The following is a 16,507-nucleotide window of genomic DNA, read 5'->3' on the forward strand; positions in this document are numbered from 1 at the left end:
AAAAATTTCAAAATCAAATCATTCCTTGAGCCATAAATTGGAGATGCCTGCCGAAGCATAGAGGAAAGCTGCAATCCATACTAACCATAGGTAACCCGCTTCAACTGAAATAATGGTTGCTAAAACGGTACTGATTACCGAAAAGTAACCGTTAAAAGCCCACGCCCAAGGAATATCATCGTCCCTTTTTTCTGACAAATAGTCAATACCGATAGGGAAAGGCATTCCTAAGAAGAAACCCAAGATGCCTAATAAAATCGTTGCAATCAGTATTTTAAGAGGTAAAGCAGCTCCAATGGTAGCCGACAAAATAGGAGATAAGACAAACGTATATAAAATGAGTATTGCAGCAACTATGATGGGTAATGCCATACGTATTTTTGGGGTATTTCGCAGACCAGATGAATAATAACTACCTAATCCTGAAGTAAATAGCAATATAGTGAGCGTTGCAGCCGTTGCATAGGCAGGCTCGCCAAAATAGAATGTAAATTGTTGAATAAAAACCATTTCCAGAAACATGTATGCCAAGCCCAATATGCTGAAATACACGAAAACCCATTTCTTGTTTTTACCTTTCCATTTTCTGAAAGATAGGGGGAAAAGAATAAAAATAGCGGCGAGAATGATAATTTGAATAAAGGTAAGAATTACCAGGACATAGCCGATATCCAAAAAAGGGAAATTTTTTTCTTGAATGGAAGAAATCAGCGCCGGAATTTGCTTAAAACGGATAAACTGAAAGAAAAACGGCCGATCGTCGGTGGTCGGGTATATCCGATAAGGATATTGTCGGATAAATGTATTTTTATTGGGAGATAGCAGTTGGTCAACGTTGGTAAAAAAAGTCGTATCCTGAAGCATGTTAAATTTATCACGATCGATCGCTTGAGTTTCGGGCAAGATCAGCGGATCAAACATCCTGTTTTCGCAAAACCGATGAACGTTAATTATCTCTTCCGTGCTAAATGGCGATTTTTTTACCAGAAAAGTAACCGCACCCCAACTTCGAATACCAACAACATGTTGCCGGTGATTCTCGATTTCATTTTTTTCGAGAAGAAGACTAATCGTGGATAAAAGCCGATAAGCGTTTCTCACCGGATAATCCATCCAGCAGCTCAATGAGATCATTCCTTTTTCCGAAAGCTTGTGCCACATTTCTTGTAAAGATTCTATGGTTAATTCGTATCGGGGCTCAACAGCATTCAGACCCGAATTGCCGAAAAACGAACCGATAACCGGAAGTTCTATCAAATCGTACCTCATCGTGTCGGAAATAAGTAAAGTTCGCGACATGGTTTGATGGAGCTGAACTTGCGAAAAGTCTTCGAAAGAGTTTTGGAGCAATCGAAAGATTTCTGCATTGGCTTCGTTAGCGGTAATATGGGTCACCTGATGCGATGATGCCAGCAACACATTTTCCCCTGTTCCGGCATCAAGGATCAAAGCGTTTTTAATTTTTCCGATATGATAAGGCAAGGCTTGCGAGGTATAGTCAAGGATACTGGTTTGGTTTTGCATTAAGGGGTGCGGTAGAAGACTCCCAGCCCAGTTTCCGTTATTAAAAACGGTTTTTCGTACAGGGAAAGGCTCCTGATAAGTAAGACTTACCCCGGGGGCAAAACGCAGTACCGGCGATGAAACGATCTCTACAAGTCCGTGAGGAGAGGACTTCTTGTAATCGACCGTGGACTCGGGCAACAGCATGGTTTTGCTGATATCTTTATATTCGGACGGGATAAGTTTGGGCGGATAAAAGAATAGAATCAACAATATGATTGCCGAAAAAGGCAGAGTAATCCGAAGAAATGGCTTTGCATTTTTTGGAATTGCGACCATTCCGGCTAAAAAGGCCGGCAAAGCTACGAAAAAAGGTTGTTGTTCGGGAATTACCCATTGCATGAAAACTAAGGCAATGATTCCCCCGATACCCGATCCAATGAGATTGGAAAAATAGATTTTCCCAATCCGGTCGGCAAACTTCGAAAAACTTAGTCCAATGGCCAATGCGCCTGTCAGAAAAGGCAGAAAAAAGATAAAATAGGTAAGGATTAATCGGCCAATGTGGCGAGAATCCTGAAAGATGAGTAAGGAATCGAAACGAATAGCATTAGAATTAGCCATCCCAACCACAGCTGGGATAAGAATCGCAGTAATAATTAATAAAAAAGGGAAAATCGCCTCATAATTTTGTTCCAGTTTTTTTCGGAAAATTGTCAGCAACGTTCCAGCAGCACCAAACCCGAGCATGGCTATCGATATGATCATGTAGGCAAAGTGATACCATTGAACGTACGACAAAATCTGCATCAATATCAATTGAAAAGCAACGATGGCCGCTGAAATCAATCCGATTGCGACATTGATGCGAATCAGGGATAGTTGGCTGTTCGATTCCATTTTTTATTTGCCTGTTTTCAACGATTTTTCCTTAATCGGTTGCTGCGGTTAGGGTGCACTTTGTCGGGTTAAAGGTACAAATCTTACAGGAATCAGACTTTTAGTCCTGATTTTGTCTCCTGATTTCTCAACCAACATAAGGTTTTGAACGCTGAAAGGAGAGCCCACCGGAATAATCATACGCCCTTTATCTTTCAATTGCTTAATCAATGGCGGTGGAATATATTCCGACGCTGAGGTAACAATGATGCCGCTGTAGGGCGCATGTTCTTCCCATCCATAGTAACCATCGCCTATTTTTACTTCCACGTTATCGTAATTCAGCGCTTTTAACCGCTCTTTTGCGGCAAGGCCAAGCTCTTCAACAATTTCAACAGTATATACTTTTTTTACGATCCGCGATAAAATGGCAGCCTGATAACCTGAACCTGTTCCTATTTCCAATACCACATCATCGGGTCCTACATTTAGTAATTCCGTCATGTAGGCCACAATATACGGCTGGGAAATGGTTTGTCCGTAACCGATAGGTAGAGGGCCGTCGTCGTAAGCCTGATCCAGATATTCTTCGGGAACAAATAAATGTCTGGGAACGACTTCCAGAGCCTTTAAGGTGTTTTTGTCGGCAATTCCGCGTGCCTGAATTTGTTTGTTCACCATCTCTTTTCTTTTTATTTCGAATTTATTTTGCCCTGAAAGGGAAGAAAAAAATCCGATAGTAAATACGATAATTAGAACGGTTAATTTTTTCATGTTTTTCTTTTTTTGGATCATTGCAGGAAAAAGTCAATTTCGTATTTTCCGTGAGGAACCATTTTTTGTTTCGTATTTCGTACACTAGACAACACAGCCAAAATGACTCATGAATTTTTTTGAAATTTCAATCGCTTAAAGATAAGAATTTTTATATTTCCAAACAAATCAATAGTTTGTTCGACTTTTGGGTTATATGATTGAGTATCGGGTTGCGAGCAAAAATACTACGCAAAATTAAAAAAAGCAGCGAAAAAAAAGGAACGTGACTGATTAATTGATTAATTGATTAATTGAGCTATGCTCTACCGGATTAACTCATTGAAAACTATAAAATTGCGCCATTTGAAATTATTTTTTTTTATCCATTTTTATGTCGATTAAAATTTATCGTGTACCTTTGCAACAAATCAACCAAACTGGCAATTCAATGGCAAAAAAAAACATCTTCTCCCAAAATTTTATCTCCCGAAAACTATATCCGTCAGCGTGCTCGAAACCTGCCGTTATTCCAATGCTTGATCAACGACGGATGGAACGACAACGGAATAGCCAATATCATTGTCTCACGAGAGCATATTAATGGTAACATCACGGTATGTTTTTATTTGGTTGATTTACTTTGTTTAGGCGTAAAAGACACATTTTTCAGATTTAATATTTCGAAATGGGAATATGACGAAATGATCAAAAAATATACTGAAAACATGCCTATGTCAGTGGTTGAATACAATCTTGTACATAACATTATATTTGCTGCTTTAGAATTTGCGGAAGAAATAGGATTTATACCTCATAAAGATTTTGTGTCAATCACGCAATACATGCTCGAAGAAGACGATGAAAAAATTCCTCTTATCGATATTGCTTGCGGGGGTAAAAAGGGCAAAACTTATTATGTGCAGGGAGAATTGGATTCGGATGCTAAGGCAAGGCAAATTTTGAACCATCTCGATAAAGAAGTCGGACCGAACAATTACTATTATCTACTGGCACCGGAATTAGATGAAATCGATGAGGATTTTGATGATGAAGATATCGACGATGAAGAACTTGGCGATGAGGATTTTGAAGATAATTATTCCAAATATTTATCTAATTCGTTTGAAGAAAATGCTAAACTTTTTATAGAGTTAACTAATTTTTTAGATGAAGATGAACTGTCGAACGATGACAATTTTATACCGGATAGCGCAAAAATGATCCCTCTCATCGATATTTTAGAAGAAGACCTCATTGACGAAGATTTAGTGAATAAATGGGTAAAAAAATGGCAAGAAGAATCGCAAAAAATTCAGGTTACCGATTTAATCAGTCGTGAAACACTCGGATTAACTCCTGACCAACCATTTACAGACAAGGATTTGAATTATCTGACAAATGCCGACGAAGAAAAAAGATTGAAGTACATGCGCAAGAAATGGGGCAAAATCCCTTTAGTAGTCTATCACGAAATTATGCTTGAAGAAAACGGAGACAAACGATTAAAAAAGATTAAAGAATATTCCGATAAATATCCTGATTTCCCTCTTTTGAAGGCTGAATTTCTTATGGAACAGTTTCAAAATAAAATGATTGTACCGGATGAAACATGGCTCGAGTTTTCCAATCTTTTTCCTTTCCGTCAAACAATTTCATATAGGGAGTTTTTTGAACTCGCATTACTCCGTTTCTACTACTTTATTTATGAGAAAAATTTAGAAGGTTTCTCAAGCATAATGTCGAGCTTTGACCCTTACGATGAAATGCCTGAAGATCTCTTGTTTTTGATTCAAATATTTTATTTGAGTGGGCATCTTCCTCTATTGAGAGGCGCAGTTCTTCAAAAAATCACTTCACATTAAATCACTCCGAAAGACGGCTTTCAGAATAAGAAAACATTAATCTAAAAAACCGAATGCAAATTCGGTTTTTTAGATTTTATCGTAAGGCAATCGCGAAAGTAAGTCTGCTACTTGATCAACTGCCTGTTTCAACGGCTTTGAAACCATAGATTCCATAATCGGATTCAAATCAGCCTTAACCGTCAGACGCATTTTCGTATCATTTTCCTGCTTGGCAACCAATTGCAACCACAAAAAAACGTCGAAAGGCAAGTTTTCGGATTTAAACTTTACCAACTTATTAGGTTGACGTTCGACGACTGCAAACCTTACCTGCCCTACCAGATCAATCCGAAAGGAACAGCTGTCGCTATCGAACGTGAAATCTTTGATTTTATCGTCAGGTATTTTGCCTTTAATTTGTTCCAGTTTACTTAAGTCGGATAATGCAGCGAAAACAGTTTTGTCGCTGTATGGTATGGTTTTGGTATCACTCACAAACTCTGCCATCATTTCGATTTTTTGTCGTTACCCCATTTTTCGGGTTCCTTTCGCCAGTCTTGAAGAATTTTCAATTCAGCCTGATCGATATAGTCTGTCCGAAGCGCTTCGTCGAGAATCGCGTCATAATCGCACAATGTCGTAAGCTCTACCCGAGCTTCCTTCATGCTTTTTTGAGCAATTGGAAATCCATACGTAAAAATCGCGACCATTCCCAACACATCCGATCCGTCACGGCGAATAGCTTCAACCGCCTTTAGACTGCTTCCACCGGTTGAAACTAAGTCTTCGACTACAACTACTTTCTGATTGGGTTTTAAATCGCCTTCGATAAGATTTTCCAGTCCGTGATCTTTTGGCGTAGAACGAATATATACGAACGGAAGTCCCAGCAAATCGGCAACCAGAGCACCCGGGGCGATAGCACCGGTAGCAACACCCGCTATGGCATCCACTTGCGGATATTTTTCGAGAATAATGCGTGCGAACTGTATTTTGATGAAATTACGAATCGATGGATATGACATCAATTTGCGATTGTCGCAATAAATGGGCGATTTCCAACCCGAAGCCCAAGTAAACGGATTGGAAGGCTGAAGCTTTACGGCCTTTATCTTTAACAGTTTTTCGGCTGTCAACTGATGAATTGTGTTCATTTATTTCTTTATCTATTTAAACGAAAATTTATTCACAAAAGTAATTATTTTGGTCAAATATTTTGCAAGTTAACCGAAATTGTAGTGTGATGAATTTTTCTCATCAAATGGCCTCGCCAATGGTGGCAATACTTATTTTTATGCCACGCGATGCCAAAAGCGCATGAGCACAAGCTTCGATCGTCGATCCGGTAGTAATGATGTCATCCACCAGCAAGATATGCTTATTTTCAAACTCTTCGGGGTGATTTACAGTAAAAATATCTTTCACATTCTCCCAACGCTGCATTTTATTCCTTTTAGTTTGTGTAGGATTATGAACTATTCGCACCAGATTGTTTGTCGAAACCGGGATGTTTGTGCCTTTCGAAATTCCGCGCGCTATCATTTCGGCCTGATTGTAGCCACGCTGTTTTTGTTTTTTTGGATGGAGCGGCACAGGAATAATAAGTTGAATGGGAGACAGAAAATCGCTCCCGACCAAATCACGTCCGAACAACAATCCTAAAGTTTCGCCGAGATGAGCCTTTCCGTTGTATTTGACCTGGTGAATGATGGGTTGCAAAATACCACCCTTTGTGAAATAACAGAAAGTTGCGATGCGTTCGAAAGGGAAACGGCCTGCAAGCAACTTTTCGGCAGCATTGTCCGTCTCCAAAAAATTATTGGTTCGCGGCAATTTGAGCAAACACGACAAACAGATATTTTCCTCAGCCTGCAACAATGGTTCACCGCAAACGACACAGCTCTCAGGGAAAAAAAGTCCGAGAAATTCTTCAAATATCGATGCTAACTTCATCTTTCAAAGTTGATTTTTTTCAAACAAACGATCCAGACAACGCAGCGTTTCGTCCATAGTGTAGCCTTTCCCTAAAGCATATCGGATCAACTTGGTACGTTTTTCGAAATCGTTTTTTGCTTTCATCGTTTTCGATTTTCGCTGCAACAATTCCAAAAGCGGTTCGCCAAACCACGAACCAGGAAATTCGGAAAAAGCTGAAGCTATTACTTCCGAAGGAATTTGTTTTTGCCGCAAAGCAAATTCTATTTTAGTGCGTCCCCATTTGTTGAACTGATGCTTGTCATGAATGAAGCTGCGACAATAACGCCTTTCGTTGAGGTAATTTTCTTTTTCCAATCTTGTTATCATACGCTTCACCGCATCTTCTTGCAAATCATATCGATCAAGTTTCTTCCGGATCTCCGATTCGCAACTTTCACGCTTGGCACATAGGGTTGCCATTTTGACAAATATTTTTTCTTCAGACAATTGTATTTTAGGCGCAATCATCTTTTTACGGCTTTAATCATTCGCTCGTTTCCCGACAAATCTTTTCGCAATTGCACATCTGCAAAACCTTTTTGCGTGAACAGCGAAACGATATCGCTTCCCTTTGCACGATTTATTTCGAAAAAAAGTTCTCCGCCGGAAATGAGTAGCTTTATGGCTATATCGGCAATCTTTCGATAAAAAAGCAAAGGATCGCTATCGGGAACAAAAAGTGCCAAATGAGGCTCAAAATCGAGCACATTTGAATCCATTGCCTGTTTTTCGCTTTCTGCAACATAAGGTGGATTGCTGACGATTAAATCATACGTTTTATATTCAATTTCGTCGTGCAAAACATCAACTTTACTGAAATTTATTCGGACATTGTTATTTTTCGCATTTGCATTCGCCATTTCCAACGCCTCGGGCGATATATCCCACGCATCGATTTCGGACTTGGAAATATTTTTGGCCAAAGCAATGGCAATACATCCGCTGCCTGTTCCAATGTCAAGAATATGGCGAAAAGATTTTTTTTCGGACAAAATCCAATCGATCAGCTCTTCAGTTTCAGGTCTGGGGATGAGTACCGATGGGTTTACATGCAACAGAATATCATAAAATTCCGCTTTGCCTAAAATATACTGAATCGGCTCGTGATTACGCAATCGCGACGTAATTTCTATAATGTTGGCGAGTTGGGTATCCGATAAATCGTTAAATTTGCGCAATGCAATATCTGTGGTTGAAAGTCCGCAAACTTCATGCAAAATAATTCGTATCAGGTAATTGATTTCGCTTTTCGGATAAATTCCCGATAATTGGCTGAATATGTAGATTGACGGATCTTGCATGACAAAAAAGTTGAACAAACAAAGATAAGAAAAAATGAATGTACCCGCGACATATATGAATCGATGTCTTCAATTGGCACAAAAAGGCGAAGGATTCACATCTCCCAATCCTATGGTAGGAGCAGTCATCGTGCACAACGATCGAATTATTGGAGAAGGTTATCATCGGCACTATGGGGCCCCGCATGCCGAAGTCAACGCTATCCTATCGGTGAAAGATGAATCTCTTTTGACCGAATCGACCATGTATGTTTCACTCGAACCATGTTCTCATTATGGGAAAACGCCGCCTTGCGCCGATCTGATCATTCAAAAAAAAATTCCTCGTGTGGTGATTGCCACTCCCGATCCAAATCCACTTGTTTCGGGCAACGGCATTTTGAAAATGAAACAAGCCGGAATCGACGTAACGGTCGGCATGATGGAAAAAGAAGCAAAAGAGCAAAATCGCGTTTTTTTCACAAATCAACTATGTAATCGACCTTATATCATCTTGAAATGGGCCCAATCAAAAGACGGATTCATCGATCACCAACGCGCATCTCTGCTCGAAAATGCTCCCGCTAAAATTTCAAATGAGCTTACACACACCATTGTACACAAATTTCGCACTCGCGTTCAAGGAATTATGGTGGGGACCAATACGGTGATTATGGACAACCCACGATTGACTGCGCGTCATTGGTTTGGAAATAATCCGACTCGCATTGTGATTGACCGAAAACGAAAAATACCGACGTCATCGTTCATCTTCGACGATGAATCGCCAACCATTGTCTTCACCGAAAGCGCTGATTATCCCGTGAAAAAAGAAAATGTGAAACCCATTTACATCGATTTCACAAACGATGTAAACGAGCAGATAATGAACGCACTATACGCCGAGGGTATTTGCTCTGTTTTGATTGAAGGTGGCGAACGACTGCTCAATTCGTTTATTAACAGCCATTTGTGGGATGAAGCATTTGTGGAAATATCCTCAAAGAAATTAGGAAATGGGGTTCTTTCGCCAAAAATTTGTGGTGATGAAATAGAAATCAATAAATACTTGAGTTCGATTCAACTGCACTTAAAGAACAAAATAACTCGAAAATTTCTTTAAATATCGTTTTAAGTGTGGTGGAAGCGAAAAAACTTCATACTTTTGCATTACTTAAATATTTAAGAGATTATCGCTTTTAAAACAAATGAGTTATAAATATATCTTCTGGGGCATTTTATTTTTCGGAATAGCTCTCTTTTCTTCCTGCTTAAATTCGGAGCAAGTTTCGTTAGACGCATTGCACGATGCTCAAATTTACTCATTTTCGGCTTCGGCTGCTTATGATTCTACCGGCACATTGGCAAACGCAAAATTTGCGATCGATCAACTTAACTCTCAGATTTTTAATCGCGACTCGCTTGAATTCGGATTCAAACCTAAAAATGCACAGTTATCCATTACTACAGCTTACGCCTCTGCCATAAAATTATATCTCAGCGATCCGGACAGTATTTATTTTTGGAATTCGACCGATTCTGTTGCTATTGATCGATTGAAAACAATTGAGGTAATCGCTCAGGATCAGACCACTATTAAACGGTATGATTTCAAATTAAATATTCATCAGCAGGATCCGGATATTCTGACCTGGACGAAATTACAGGGAAGTTATATCGAGTCGCCTTTCGTCGAACAAAAAACCATTTTAATGGACGATACTTTCCTTACTTTTTACAAAACTTCGGCAGGCATTCAATTGGCTCAAACCACCTCACCGGGATCTGTTGCGTGGCAAACTTTATCTATCTCATCGTTGCCGAACAACACGATCGTCTCCTCCATCCTATGCGGATATTCTCCGAATCTTACGAACGGAGACATATACACGGCCTATGCCCTCGATACCGAAAATAATATATATAGCTCAAACAACGGAATTTCGTGGGAGAAAATTATATCACCTCGCACGGTAAAAGCCCTCTATGCAGTCTCGCCGAATACTCCCGATTCGGTTTTGACAATCCTTGATATGAACGGGGAATTGAAATTTGCCAAAACCAGATACGATGATTTCACGATATTCAGCATTAAAAATTCAAACATCGATTTTGCCAATTTCCCAACGACAGAATTTTCCTGTTTATCTTTTTCAAAGTCGAATGTACATTCATCGAAATCTTACATCGTTTCGGGAGGAAAAACTGCAAGTGGATCATTAAACGACAAAATATGGATCCTGCAGGAAGACGACAACAAAATTTCATCGACGTGGGTTCAACCTGCATTTCAAACCCAAGGTAGCACACTGTTTGAATATGACGACAAGATATATTTACTTACAACAGGAAACGATGAAGAAGTCAAGCTAATGATTTCAGAGGATATCGGAAACACTTGGCATGTGGCCGAAAGCAATCAGGCACTTCCCGACAATTTCTCTTATCGTCAAGAAGCTTCAATTGTAGTGGATACGAATAATAGCATTTGGATATTCGGCGGAATATCCAATACAAATACTCAGTTTACCGAAGTCTGGCGAGGGCGACTCAACAGATTGGCCGTGAATTGACGGATTTTTTATTACTGCAGCGAAAAAATAATTTTCGACGAATTTTCGCGTTTAATTAAGAACACAAAAAACAATTCATAAAATGAATCGAAAAATGGTGTTCTCTGTTTTAGTATGTATGCACGCGATCCTGCTGCCCAAAAATTTATTCTCTCAAGAATATGCTCACGAATTGGGAATCATCGGGGGAATGTCATCATACATGGGCGATGCGAACAAAACAAAATTATTTTTGAATCCCGGTGCAACGATAGGAGGTATTTATCGATATAATGTCAACTTTCATTGGGCAATTAAGGGCAATTTGATAGCAGGATTTCTATCCGGGAACACGGCAGATGCACAAAATGTCTTTCCTTCAAATATGAACGCCTCATTCGATAGGACTTTTGTAGAACTGGGCTCACAAATTGAATTTAACTTTTTTCCTTACAGCGACAAATATGGCTATTTGAGGACAAAACCTTACACTCCTTATTTGTTGCTTGGAGTAGGAGCAACATTTGCATCGGGCGATCGCATGTTTTTTAATGCGAATGTCCCATTAGGATTAGGATTTAAGTATAAAATTCGAACGGGTATCAATGTGGGAATCGAATTCTCGATGAGAAAACTGTTTGCAGACAATTTGGACGTTACAGAACAAAAACAGAATTTCGATCTTGACGCACCTTACAAAATTGAGAGCAGTATTATGAAAAATCAGGACTGGTATTCTCTTACACTTGTTTCCCTTACATGGGAATTCGGGTTGAAAAAAGATCCTTGTCACGGAATGTAAATTAACAACAATAGAGGAATCAAAACAAATGTCGTTTTTAGACAAGATAGACAAATCTAAGTCGCCCGAGCACGTTGCCATTATCATGGACGGCAATGGCAGATGGGCTAAAGTTCATGGTCTCGAAAGGGCAGATGGACATCGAGAGGGTATCAATTCGGTAAAAAGTGTGGTGGAAGCGGCATCGAATGCAAATGTAAAATTCGTTACGATTTACGCTTTTTCCACAGAAAATTGGTGCCGTCCCGATGAAGAAATAAACGCTCTGATGGATCTGATGGTATTTGCTATTCGACAGGAAGAAGATAATTTGATAAAAAACAATGTCAGAGTAAAGAGTATTGGCGACACAAACCGTCTGCCCGAAAAAACCCGTCTTGCGCTCGAGGAGTGTGAAGAAGTTACTTCGAAAGGAAACAAATTAATGCTTGTACTAGCGCTCAGCTATTCTTCGAAATGGGAAATCGTGCATGCAACAAAACAATTGATAAGAGACGTTCGAAACGGAAAAATATCGGAAGACGATATCAATGAAACTTTATTTTCACAATATCTCACCACCAAAGATATTCCTGACCCGGACCTAATGATTCGAACGGGAGGAGAATTACGTATGAGCAACTTCTTGCTTTGGCAGGCAGCTTACACCGAGTTTTACTTTACCGATACTTTTTGGCCCGATTTTCGCGAAGAAAACTTCTACGAAGCTATAGTTGATTATCAAAGAAGAGAACGACGATTCGGAAAGACAAGCGAACAAATAGAATCAGAAAAAAAATCATAATTCAAGATCATTTTTACGTTCAACGTAATCATTAAGGCAATGTTGAAGAAAACGCTTTACACAACTATCATATTTTTTATTATCTCTTTTCAGGCAGTTACGTTTGCTCAAGACACTTTACGGCAAAACACCGATAAACAAATCAAAGACAGTGTAAATATCGGTGTTGATGATCAGACAAACCAATTCAAGCCCGGATCGGACGAGGCTAAGCCCGTTATCAATTACACGGCCACACCTAAGCAATATACTATTGCCGACATCAAGGTAACCGGCATCGAAAACACCATGTATCAGGATCAAAGTTTCGTACTGATAGGGTTTTCGGGGCTCTCAAAAGGAAGCAAAATAAATATTCCGGGTCCGGAAATAACAAATGCCCTTGAAAGATTCTGGAAACAAGGTTTATTTTCTGATATTAAAATTTTGGCCGATAAAATTGAAGGAGATAGTGTTTGGCTCGAGATAAGACTCACGGATCGGCCACGAATTTCAGACATACAGTATTCGGGAATGAAAAAAGGTGAACGTGAAGATATCGATAAAAAGATAGGGATGGTGAAAGGGAATCAGATTACCCCCAATCAAATCGACAGAGCAAAACTCATCATCAAACAATATTTTGACGAAAAAGGATTTAAAGACGCAGTTGTCACCATCAACCAAAAACCCGATGGATCAGGAAAAAATCAAGTCATCCTCGAAATTATCGTCGATAAAAAGGAAAAAATCGGCGTTCACAGGATAAACATAATTGGAAATACAGCCGTCTCGGACAATAAACTGAAAGGGGCGATGAAAAAAACCAACGAAAAAGGGAAACTCAAAAATCTGTTCAAAACGAAAAAATTCGTCGAAGAAGAGTATAAAAACGACAAGAAAAACCTCATCGAAAAATATCACGAACTTGGCTACCGAGACGCCGAAATAGTTTGGGATTCGGTATATAAACATGACGAAAAAACCGTCAACATCGATATCAAGGTTGAAGAAGGTCCACTTTACCACGTGCGTTCGATCAACTGGGTTGGAAATACCATCTACAACTCGTATGACTTGAGTCGAATGCTTAATATGTCCGAAGGGGATATCTACAATCAAAAGAAACTTCAAGAACGCTTGATTCGTGACGATGATGCTGTGGTAAATCTCTACAAAAACAACGGATATCTTTTCTCGAACATCGAACCGGTAGAAGTAAATATCGAAACCGATTCTGTAGATCTTGAACTTCGTGTTGTAGAAGGGCCGAAAGCCACTATTAAACGTGTGATTATTTCCGGAAACGATCGCCTTTACGAAGACGTAATTCGTAGAGAATTAAGGACAAAACCCGGAGCGGTGTACAGTCAGGAAGACGTAATCAGATCAATCCGCGAGCTGGCTCAAACCGGACATTTCGATCCCGAAAATCTTCAACCGGACATCAATCCCAATTTCGACGACGGCACTGTGGATATTGGCTATCCTCTTACTTCGAAAGGAAACGATCAAATCGAATTTTCTGCCGGATGGGGTGTTACCGGATTGGTTGGCAAACTAAGTTTAAAACTGAACAACTTTTCCGTAAGAAACCTTCTCAATCCGGGTTCATACAAAGGATTCATCCCACAGGGCGATGGACAAACGCTCATCCTGAGTGCACAAACTAACGGTCAATATTATCAATCATACCAATTTTCATTCATCGAACCATGGTTTGGAGGAAAACGTCCAAACAACTTCTCTGTCGGGGTCTACTATTCACGCTACACCGGCATGAATTCCAACTATTATTCCAGCAGCATGGCCAATTATGGCATGTATAATCCCTACGGGTATGGAGGTTATGGATACGGATACGGAGGCTATGGGTATGAAGATATGGCTCAATATGCAGCCGACCCTGATAAAGTATTCAGCATTTTCGGTGTTTCGGCAGGCTACGGGAAAAGACTTGAATGGCCGGATGATTACTTCATGCTTCAGGGAGAACTGGCTTATCAGCGATATAGCCTCAAAAACTGGTACGGATATAACTCGTTTCCTTTCCTGACCGGCGTGAGCAACAGTATTTCACTCAATCTGACCTTATCCCGAAATTCGATTGATAATCCAATTTATACACGTACCGGTTCGCAATTTACACTTTCGGCAAACCTGACGCCCCCATTTTCGTTATGGGACGGGAAAGATTATGCTAACATGAAAACAGATGCAATGGGATATGAAGATCCTTCGAAATATACGTGGAATGAATATCATAAGTGGAAACTCAAAATACGCACATTCACGCCTCTCACATCGCTTACGGTAAAACGAACACCCGTCATTGCCACGCGTGTAGAATTGGGACTCGTGGGGCATTATAACAAGCATAAAATAACGCCTTTCGAAACCTTTGACGTTGGAGGTGACGGTATGTCCGGATACTCAAGCTCTTTTGCGACGGAGAATATTGCCCTGAGAGGATACGAAAACAATTCAATCGTTATGGAAGGTCGAGCTTACACTCGATTTGGCATGGAATTTCGCTATCCGTTCATCCTCGAACCCAATTCTACTATCTACGGCGTAGCTTTTGTTGAAGCAGGAAATGGATGGAAAACGCTGAACGAATTCAATCCGTTCGATTTGAAAAGATCGGCCGGTGTAGGTGCACGCATTTTTCTGCCCATGATTGGCTTGATGGGCATCGACTGGGCATATGGATTTGATCCTATAAACGGCTCGCGATCCTATGGTGGAAGTCAGTTCCATTTCATTATCGGACAAGAATTCTGATCTGAGATCTGAGAGTTGTTTAACAATATTTATACAATGGGCTAATAAACAAAACTCAATTGCCAATGTCATAATTAACGAATGATATAATAACATCAACCGCAACAGCAATGAAAAAGATACTTTTATTTGTAGGAATTTTTTGCGTACTTGGCTTACAAAATACTTTTGCACAAAAGTATGCACTGATCGACATGGAATATATTCTAAAAAAAATTCCGTCATACGAAAATGCCAACAAACAATTGGAAACAACTTCTGCAAAATGGCAAAGCGAAATCGACGCCTTGTCCGACGAAGTGGAGTCAATGTATAAGAAATATCAGGCCGATTTGGCTAAGTTAAGCCCTTCTGAAAAAACCGCACGAGAAAATGAAATTGTAGCTAAGGAGAAAGAATTGCAAACACTTCGTACGAAATATTTCGGACCGGAGGGCGAATTGTTTAAACAACGCGAAGCATTCATGAAACCTATTCAAGATAACATTTATAACGCCGTAAAAGAAATATCGATTTCGTCGGGATATAAAATTGTCATTGACAGAGCTTCTGCGAACCCTATTATTTTTGCATCACCCGACATTGATATCAGCGACCAAGTATTAGCTAAGTTAGGATATTAAAAATAAATAGTTTATCTTTGCTTGCAATTAAAAAGACAATACAAAATATTTAACAACGAACACAAATTCATTATGCTTAAAAAACTTATTATCTTTATTGCTGCACTAGTCCCTATGGCAATTTTTGCTCAAAGCGGTAAAATTGCCTACATCAATTCACAGGAAATTTTTATGGCAATGCCCGAAGTTCCGGACATCGAAAAACAGTTGAATGACAAACAGGAACAAGTGAAGAAAAATGCTGAAGCTCTCCAAACAGAGTACAACACAAAACTGGATGAATTTAGCAAGGCTGCTAACAACACTACTGTAAGCGATGCGGTGAAACAGGACCAGCAAAAACAACTGATTCAAATCCAGGAACGTTATCAACAATTTTTGCAAAACAGTGACAAGGAACAACAGGAATTATACCAAAAACTGGTTGCTCCAGTAAACAAAAAAATTGCCGACGCAATCAAAGCTGTCGGCGACGAAAAAGGGTATGCTTACATCTTCGATATAGCGACTCAGGCTTCACAGATCGTGTATATCCACAACACTTCCGAAAATGCAACTCCACTTGTAAAAACAAAACTCGGATTGCAATAAAAATAAGTTTTCCGGTTTAAAAATAAAAAGGGGCTGTCTCAAAAGTAAGGACAGTCTCTTTTTTTAGTTGGGAAATATCATAAAAAACAGGGAAAAAACAGGATAAACGATTTGTGTAATTGCAAAATATTTTGTATTTTTATAGCTGAATAT

The 16,507-nt window shown here is 39.5% G+C and carries 15 protein-coding genes; 8 read left to right on the forward strand and 7 right to left on the reverse strand.

Annotated features, from left to right (window positions below):
* Positions 1–18: 18 nt before the first annotated feature.
* Positions 19–2,403, reverse strand: coding sequence for a hypothetical protein (locus tag EJN84_RS11280; protein ID WP_129595519.1), 2,385 nt, complete (start codon positions 2,401–2,403; stop codon positions 19–21).
* Positions 2,404–2,451: 48 nt separating this feature from the next.
* Complete coding sequence (locus tag EJN84_RS11285) at positions 2,452–3,156, reverse strand: protein-L-isoaspartate(D-aspartate) O-methyltransferase (protein ID WP_129595520.1); 705 nt, start codon at positions 3,154–3,156, stop codon at positions 2,452–2,454.
* Positions 3,157–3,548: 392 nt separating this feature from the next.
* Here EJN84_RS11285 and EJN84_RS11290 point away from each other — a divergent pair, with 392 nt between their 5' ends.
* A complete protein-coding gene (locus tag EJN84_RS11290; RefSeq protein ID WP_129595521.1) occupies positions 3,549–5,000 on the forward strand; it encodes a hypothetical protein in 1,452 nt (483 codons plus the stop codon).
* Between the two features lie 69 nt (positions 5,001–5,069).
* Here EJN84_RS11290 and EJN84_RS11295 read toward each other — a convergent pair whose 3' ends face one another.
* From EJN84_RS11295 to prmC, 5 genes are all read right to left on the reverse strand, one after another.
* Positions 5,070–5,489, reverse strand: coding sequence for an SRPBCC family protein (locus tag EJN84_RS11295; protein ID WP_129595533.1), 420 nt, complete (start codon positions 5,487–5,489; stop codon positions 5,070–5,072).
* Positions 5,489–6,136: an orotate phosphoribosyltransferase gene (gene pyrE / locus EJN84_RS11300; protein WP_101487247.1), complete on the reverse strand. Its 648-nt coding sequence runs from the start codon at positions 6,134–6,136 to the stop codon at positions 5,489–5,491. The genes EJN84_RS11295 and pyrE overlap by 1 nt, the downstream gene beginning before the upstream one ends.
* A gap of 103 nt (positions 6,137–6,239) precedes the next feature.
* On the reverse strand, positions 6,240–6,935 hold the full coding sequence (locus EJN84_RS11305; protein WP_129595522.1) for a ComF family protein: 696 nt from the start codon (positions 6,933–6,935) through the stop codon (positions 6,240–6,242).
* A 3-nt stretch (positions 6,936–6,938) separates the two neighbouring features.
* Positions 6,939–7,379, reverse strand: a complete 441-nt coding sequence (locus EJN84_RS11310; RefSeq protein ID WP_165004303.1) for a regulatory protein RecX — start codon at positions 7,377–7,379, stop codon at positions 6,939–6,941.
* A gap of 44 nt (positions 7,380–7,423) precedes the next feature.
* Positions 7,424–8,260, reverse strand: a complete 837-nt coding sequence (gene prmC, locus EJN84_RS11315; RefSeq protein ID WP_129595524.1) for a peptide chain release factor N(5)-glutamine methyltransferase — start codon at positions 8,258–8,260, stop codon at positions 7,424–7,426.
* 34 nt (positions 8,261–8,294) lie between these two features.
* Here prmC and ribD point away from each other — a divergent pair, with 34 nt between their 5' ends.
* The 7 genes from ribD to EJN84_RS11350 all read left to right on the forward strand — a co-directional run bounded on the left by ribD (position 8,295) and on the right by EJN84_RS11350 (position 16,354).
* The gene (gene ribD / locus EJN84_RS11320; protein ID WP_129595525.1) at positions 8,295–9,362 is read left to right on the forward strand and encodes a bifunctional diaminohydroxyphosphoribosylaminopyrimidine deaminase/5-amino-6-(5-phosphoribosylamino)uracil reductase RibD; all 1,068 of its coding nucleotides are present in this window, start codon (positions 8,295–8,297) and stop codon (positions 9,360–9,362) included.
* A gap of 85 nt (positions 9,363–9,447) precedes the next feature.
* Complete coding sequence (locus EJN84_RS11325) at positions 9,448–10,812, forward strand: DUF6242 domain-containing protein (protein ID WP_129595526.1); 1,365 nt, start codon at positions 9,448–9,450, stop codon at positions 10,810–10,812.
* An 82-nt stretch (positions 10,813–10,894) separates the two neighbouring features.
* Positions 10,895–11,593 carry a type IX secretion system protein PorG gene (gene porG, locus EJN84_RS11330; RefSeq protein ID WP_129595527.1) on the forward strand — a complete coding sequence of 233 codons (699 nt, stop codon included), beginning with the start codon at positions 10,895–10,897 and terminating at the stop codon, positions 11,591–11,593.
* A gap of 10 nt (positions 11,594–11,603) precedes the next feature.
* Positions 11,604–12,377, forward strand: coding sequence for an isoprenyl transferase (locus EJN84_RS11335; RefSeq protein WP_262707361.1), 774 nt, complete (start codon positions 11,604–11,606; stop codon positions 12,375–12,377).
* Positions 12,378–12,416: 39 nt separating this feature from the next.
* Positions 12,417–15,140: a BamA/OMP85 family outer membrane protein gene (locus EJN84_RS11340; protein ID WP_129595529.1), complete on the forward strand. Its 2,724-nt coding sequence runs from the start codon at positions 12,417–12,419 to the stop codon at positions 15,138–15,140.
* Positions 15,141–15,250: 110 nt separating this feature from the next.
* Positions 15,251–15,763 carry an OmpH family outer membrane protein gene (locus tag EJN84_RS11345; RefSeq protein ID WP_129595530.1) on the forward strand — a complete coding sequence of 171 codons (513 nt, stop codon included), beginning with the start codon at positions 15,251–15,253 and terminating at the stop codon, positions 15,761–15,763.
* 72 nt (positions 15,764–15,835) lie between these two features.
* Positions 15,836–16,354, forward strand: coding sequence for an OmpH family outer membrane protein (locus tag EJN84_RS11350; RefSeq protein WP_129595531.1), 519 nt, complete (start codon positions 15,836–15,838; stop codon positions 16,352–16,354).
* Positions 16,355–16,507: the final 153 nt, after the last annotated feature.

Origin of the sequence: Seramator thermalis (genome assembly GCF_004138125.1) — a bacterium.
Taxonomy (GTDB): Bacteria; Bacteroidota; Bacteroidia; order Bacteroidales; family Dysgonomonadaceae; genus Seramator; species Seramator thermalis.

Coding starts and splice junctions, on each gene's coding strand:
- EJN84_RS11280 (WP_129595519.1), bottom strand. CDS start 2,403: ATGGAATCGAACAGCCAACTATCCCTGATTCGCATCAATGTCGCAATC.
- EJN84_RS11285 (WP_129595520.1), bottom strand. CDS start 3,156: ATGAAAAAATTAACCGTTCTAATTATCGTATTTACTATCGGATTTTTT.
- EJN84_RS11295 (WP_129595533.1), bottom strand. CDS start 5,489: ATGGCAGAGTTTGTGAGTGATACCAAAACCATACCATACAGCGACAAA.
- pyrE (WP_101487247.1), bottom strand. CDS start 6,136: ATGAACACAATTCATCAGTTGACAGCCGAAAAACTGTTAAAGATAAAG.
- EJN84_RS11305 (WP_129595522.1), bottom strand. CDS start 6,935: ATGAAGTTAGCATCGATATTTGAAGAATTTCTCGGACTTTTTTTCCCT.
- EJN84_RS11310 (WP_165004303.1), bottom strand. CDS start 7,379: ATGGCAACCCTATGTGCCAAGCGTGAAAGTTGCGAATCGGAGATCCGG.
- prmC (WP_129595524.1), bottom strand. CDS start 8,260: ATGCAAGATCCGTCAATCTACATATTCAGCCAATTATCGGGAATTTAT.
- ribD (WP_129595525.1), top strand. CDS start 8,295: ATGAATGTACCCGCGACATATATGAATCGATGTCTTCAATTGGCACAA.
- EJN84_RS11325 (WP_129595526.1), top strand. CDS start 9,448: ATGAGTTATAAATATATCTTCTGGGGCATTTTATTTTTCGGAATAGCT.
- porG (WP_129595527.1), top strand. CDS start 10,895: ATGAATCGAAAAATGGTGTTCTCTGTTTTAGTATGTATGCACGCGATC.
- EJN84_RS11340 (WP_129595529.1), top strand. CDS start 12,417: ATGTTGAAGAAAACGCTTTACACAACTATCATATTTTTTATTATCTCT.
- EJN84_RS11345 (WP_129595530.1), top strand. CDS start 15,251: ATGAAAAAGATACTTTTATTTGTAGGAATTTTTTGCGTACTTGGCTTA.
- EJN84_RS11350 (WP_129595531.1), top strand. CDS start 15,836: ATGCTTAAAAAACTTATTATCTTTATTGCTGCACTAGTCCCTATGGCA.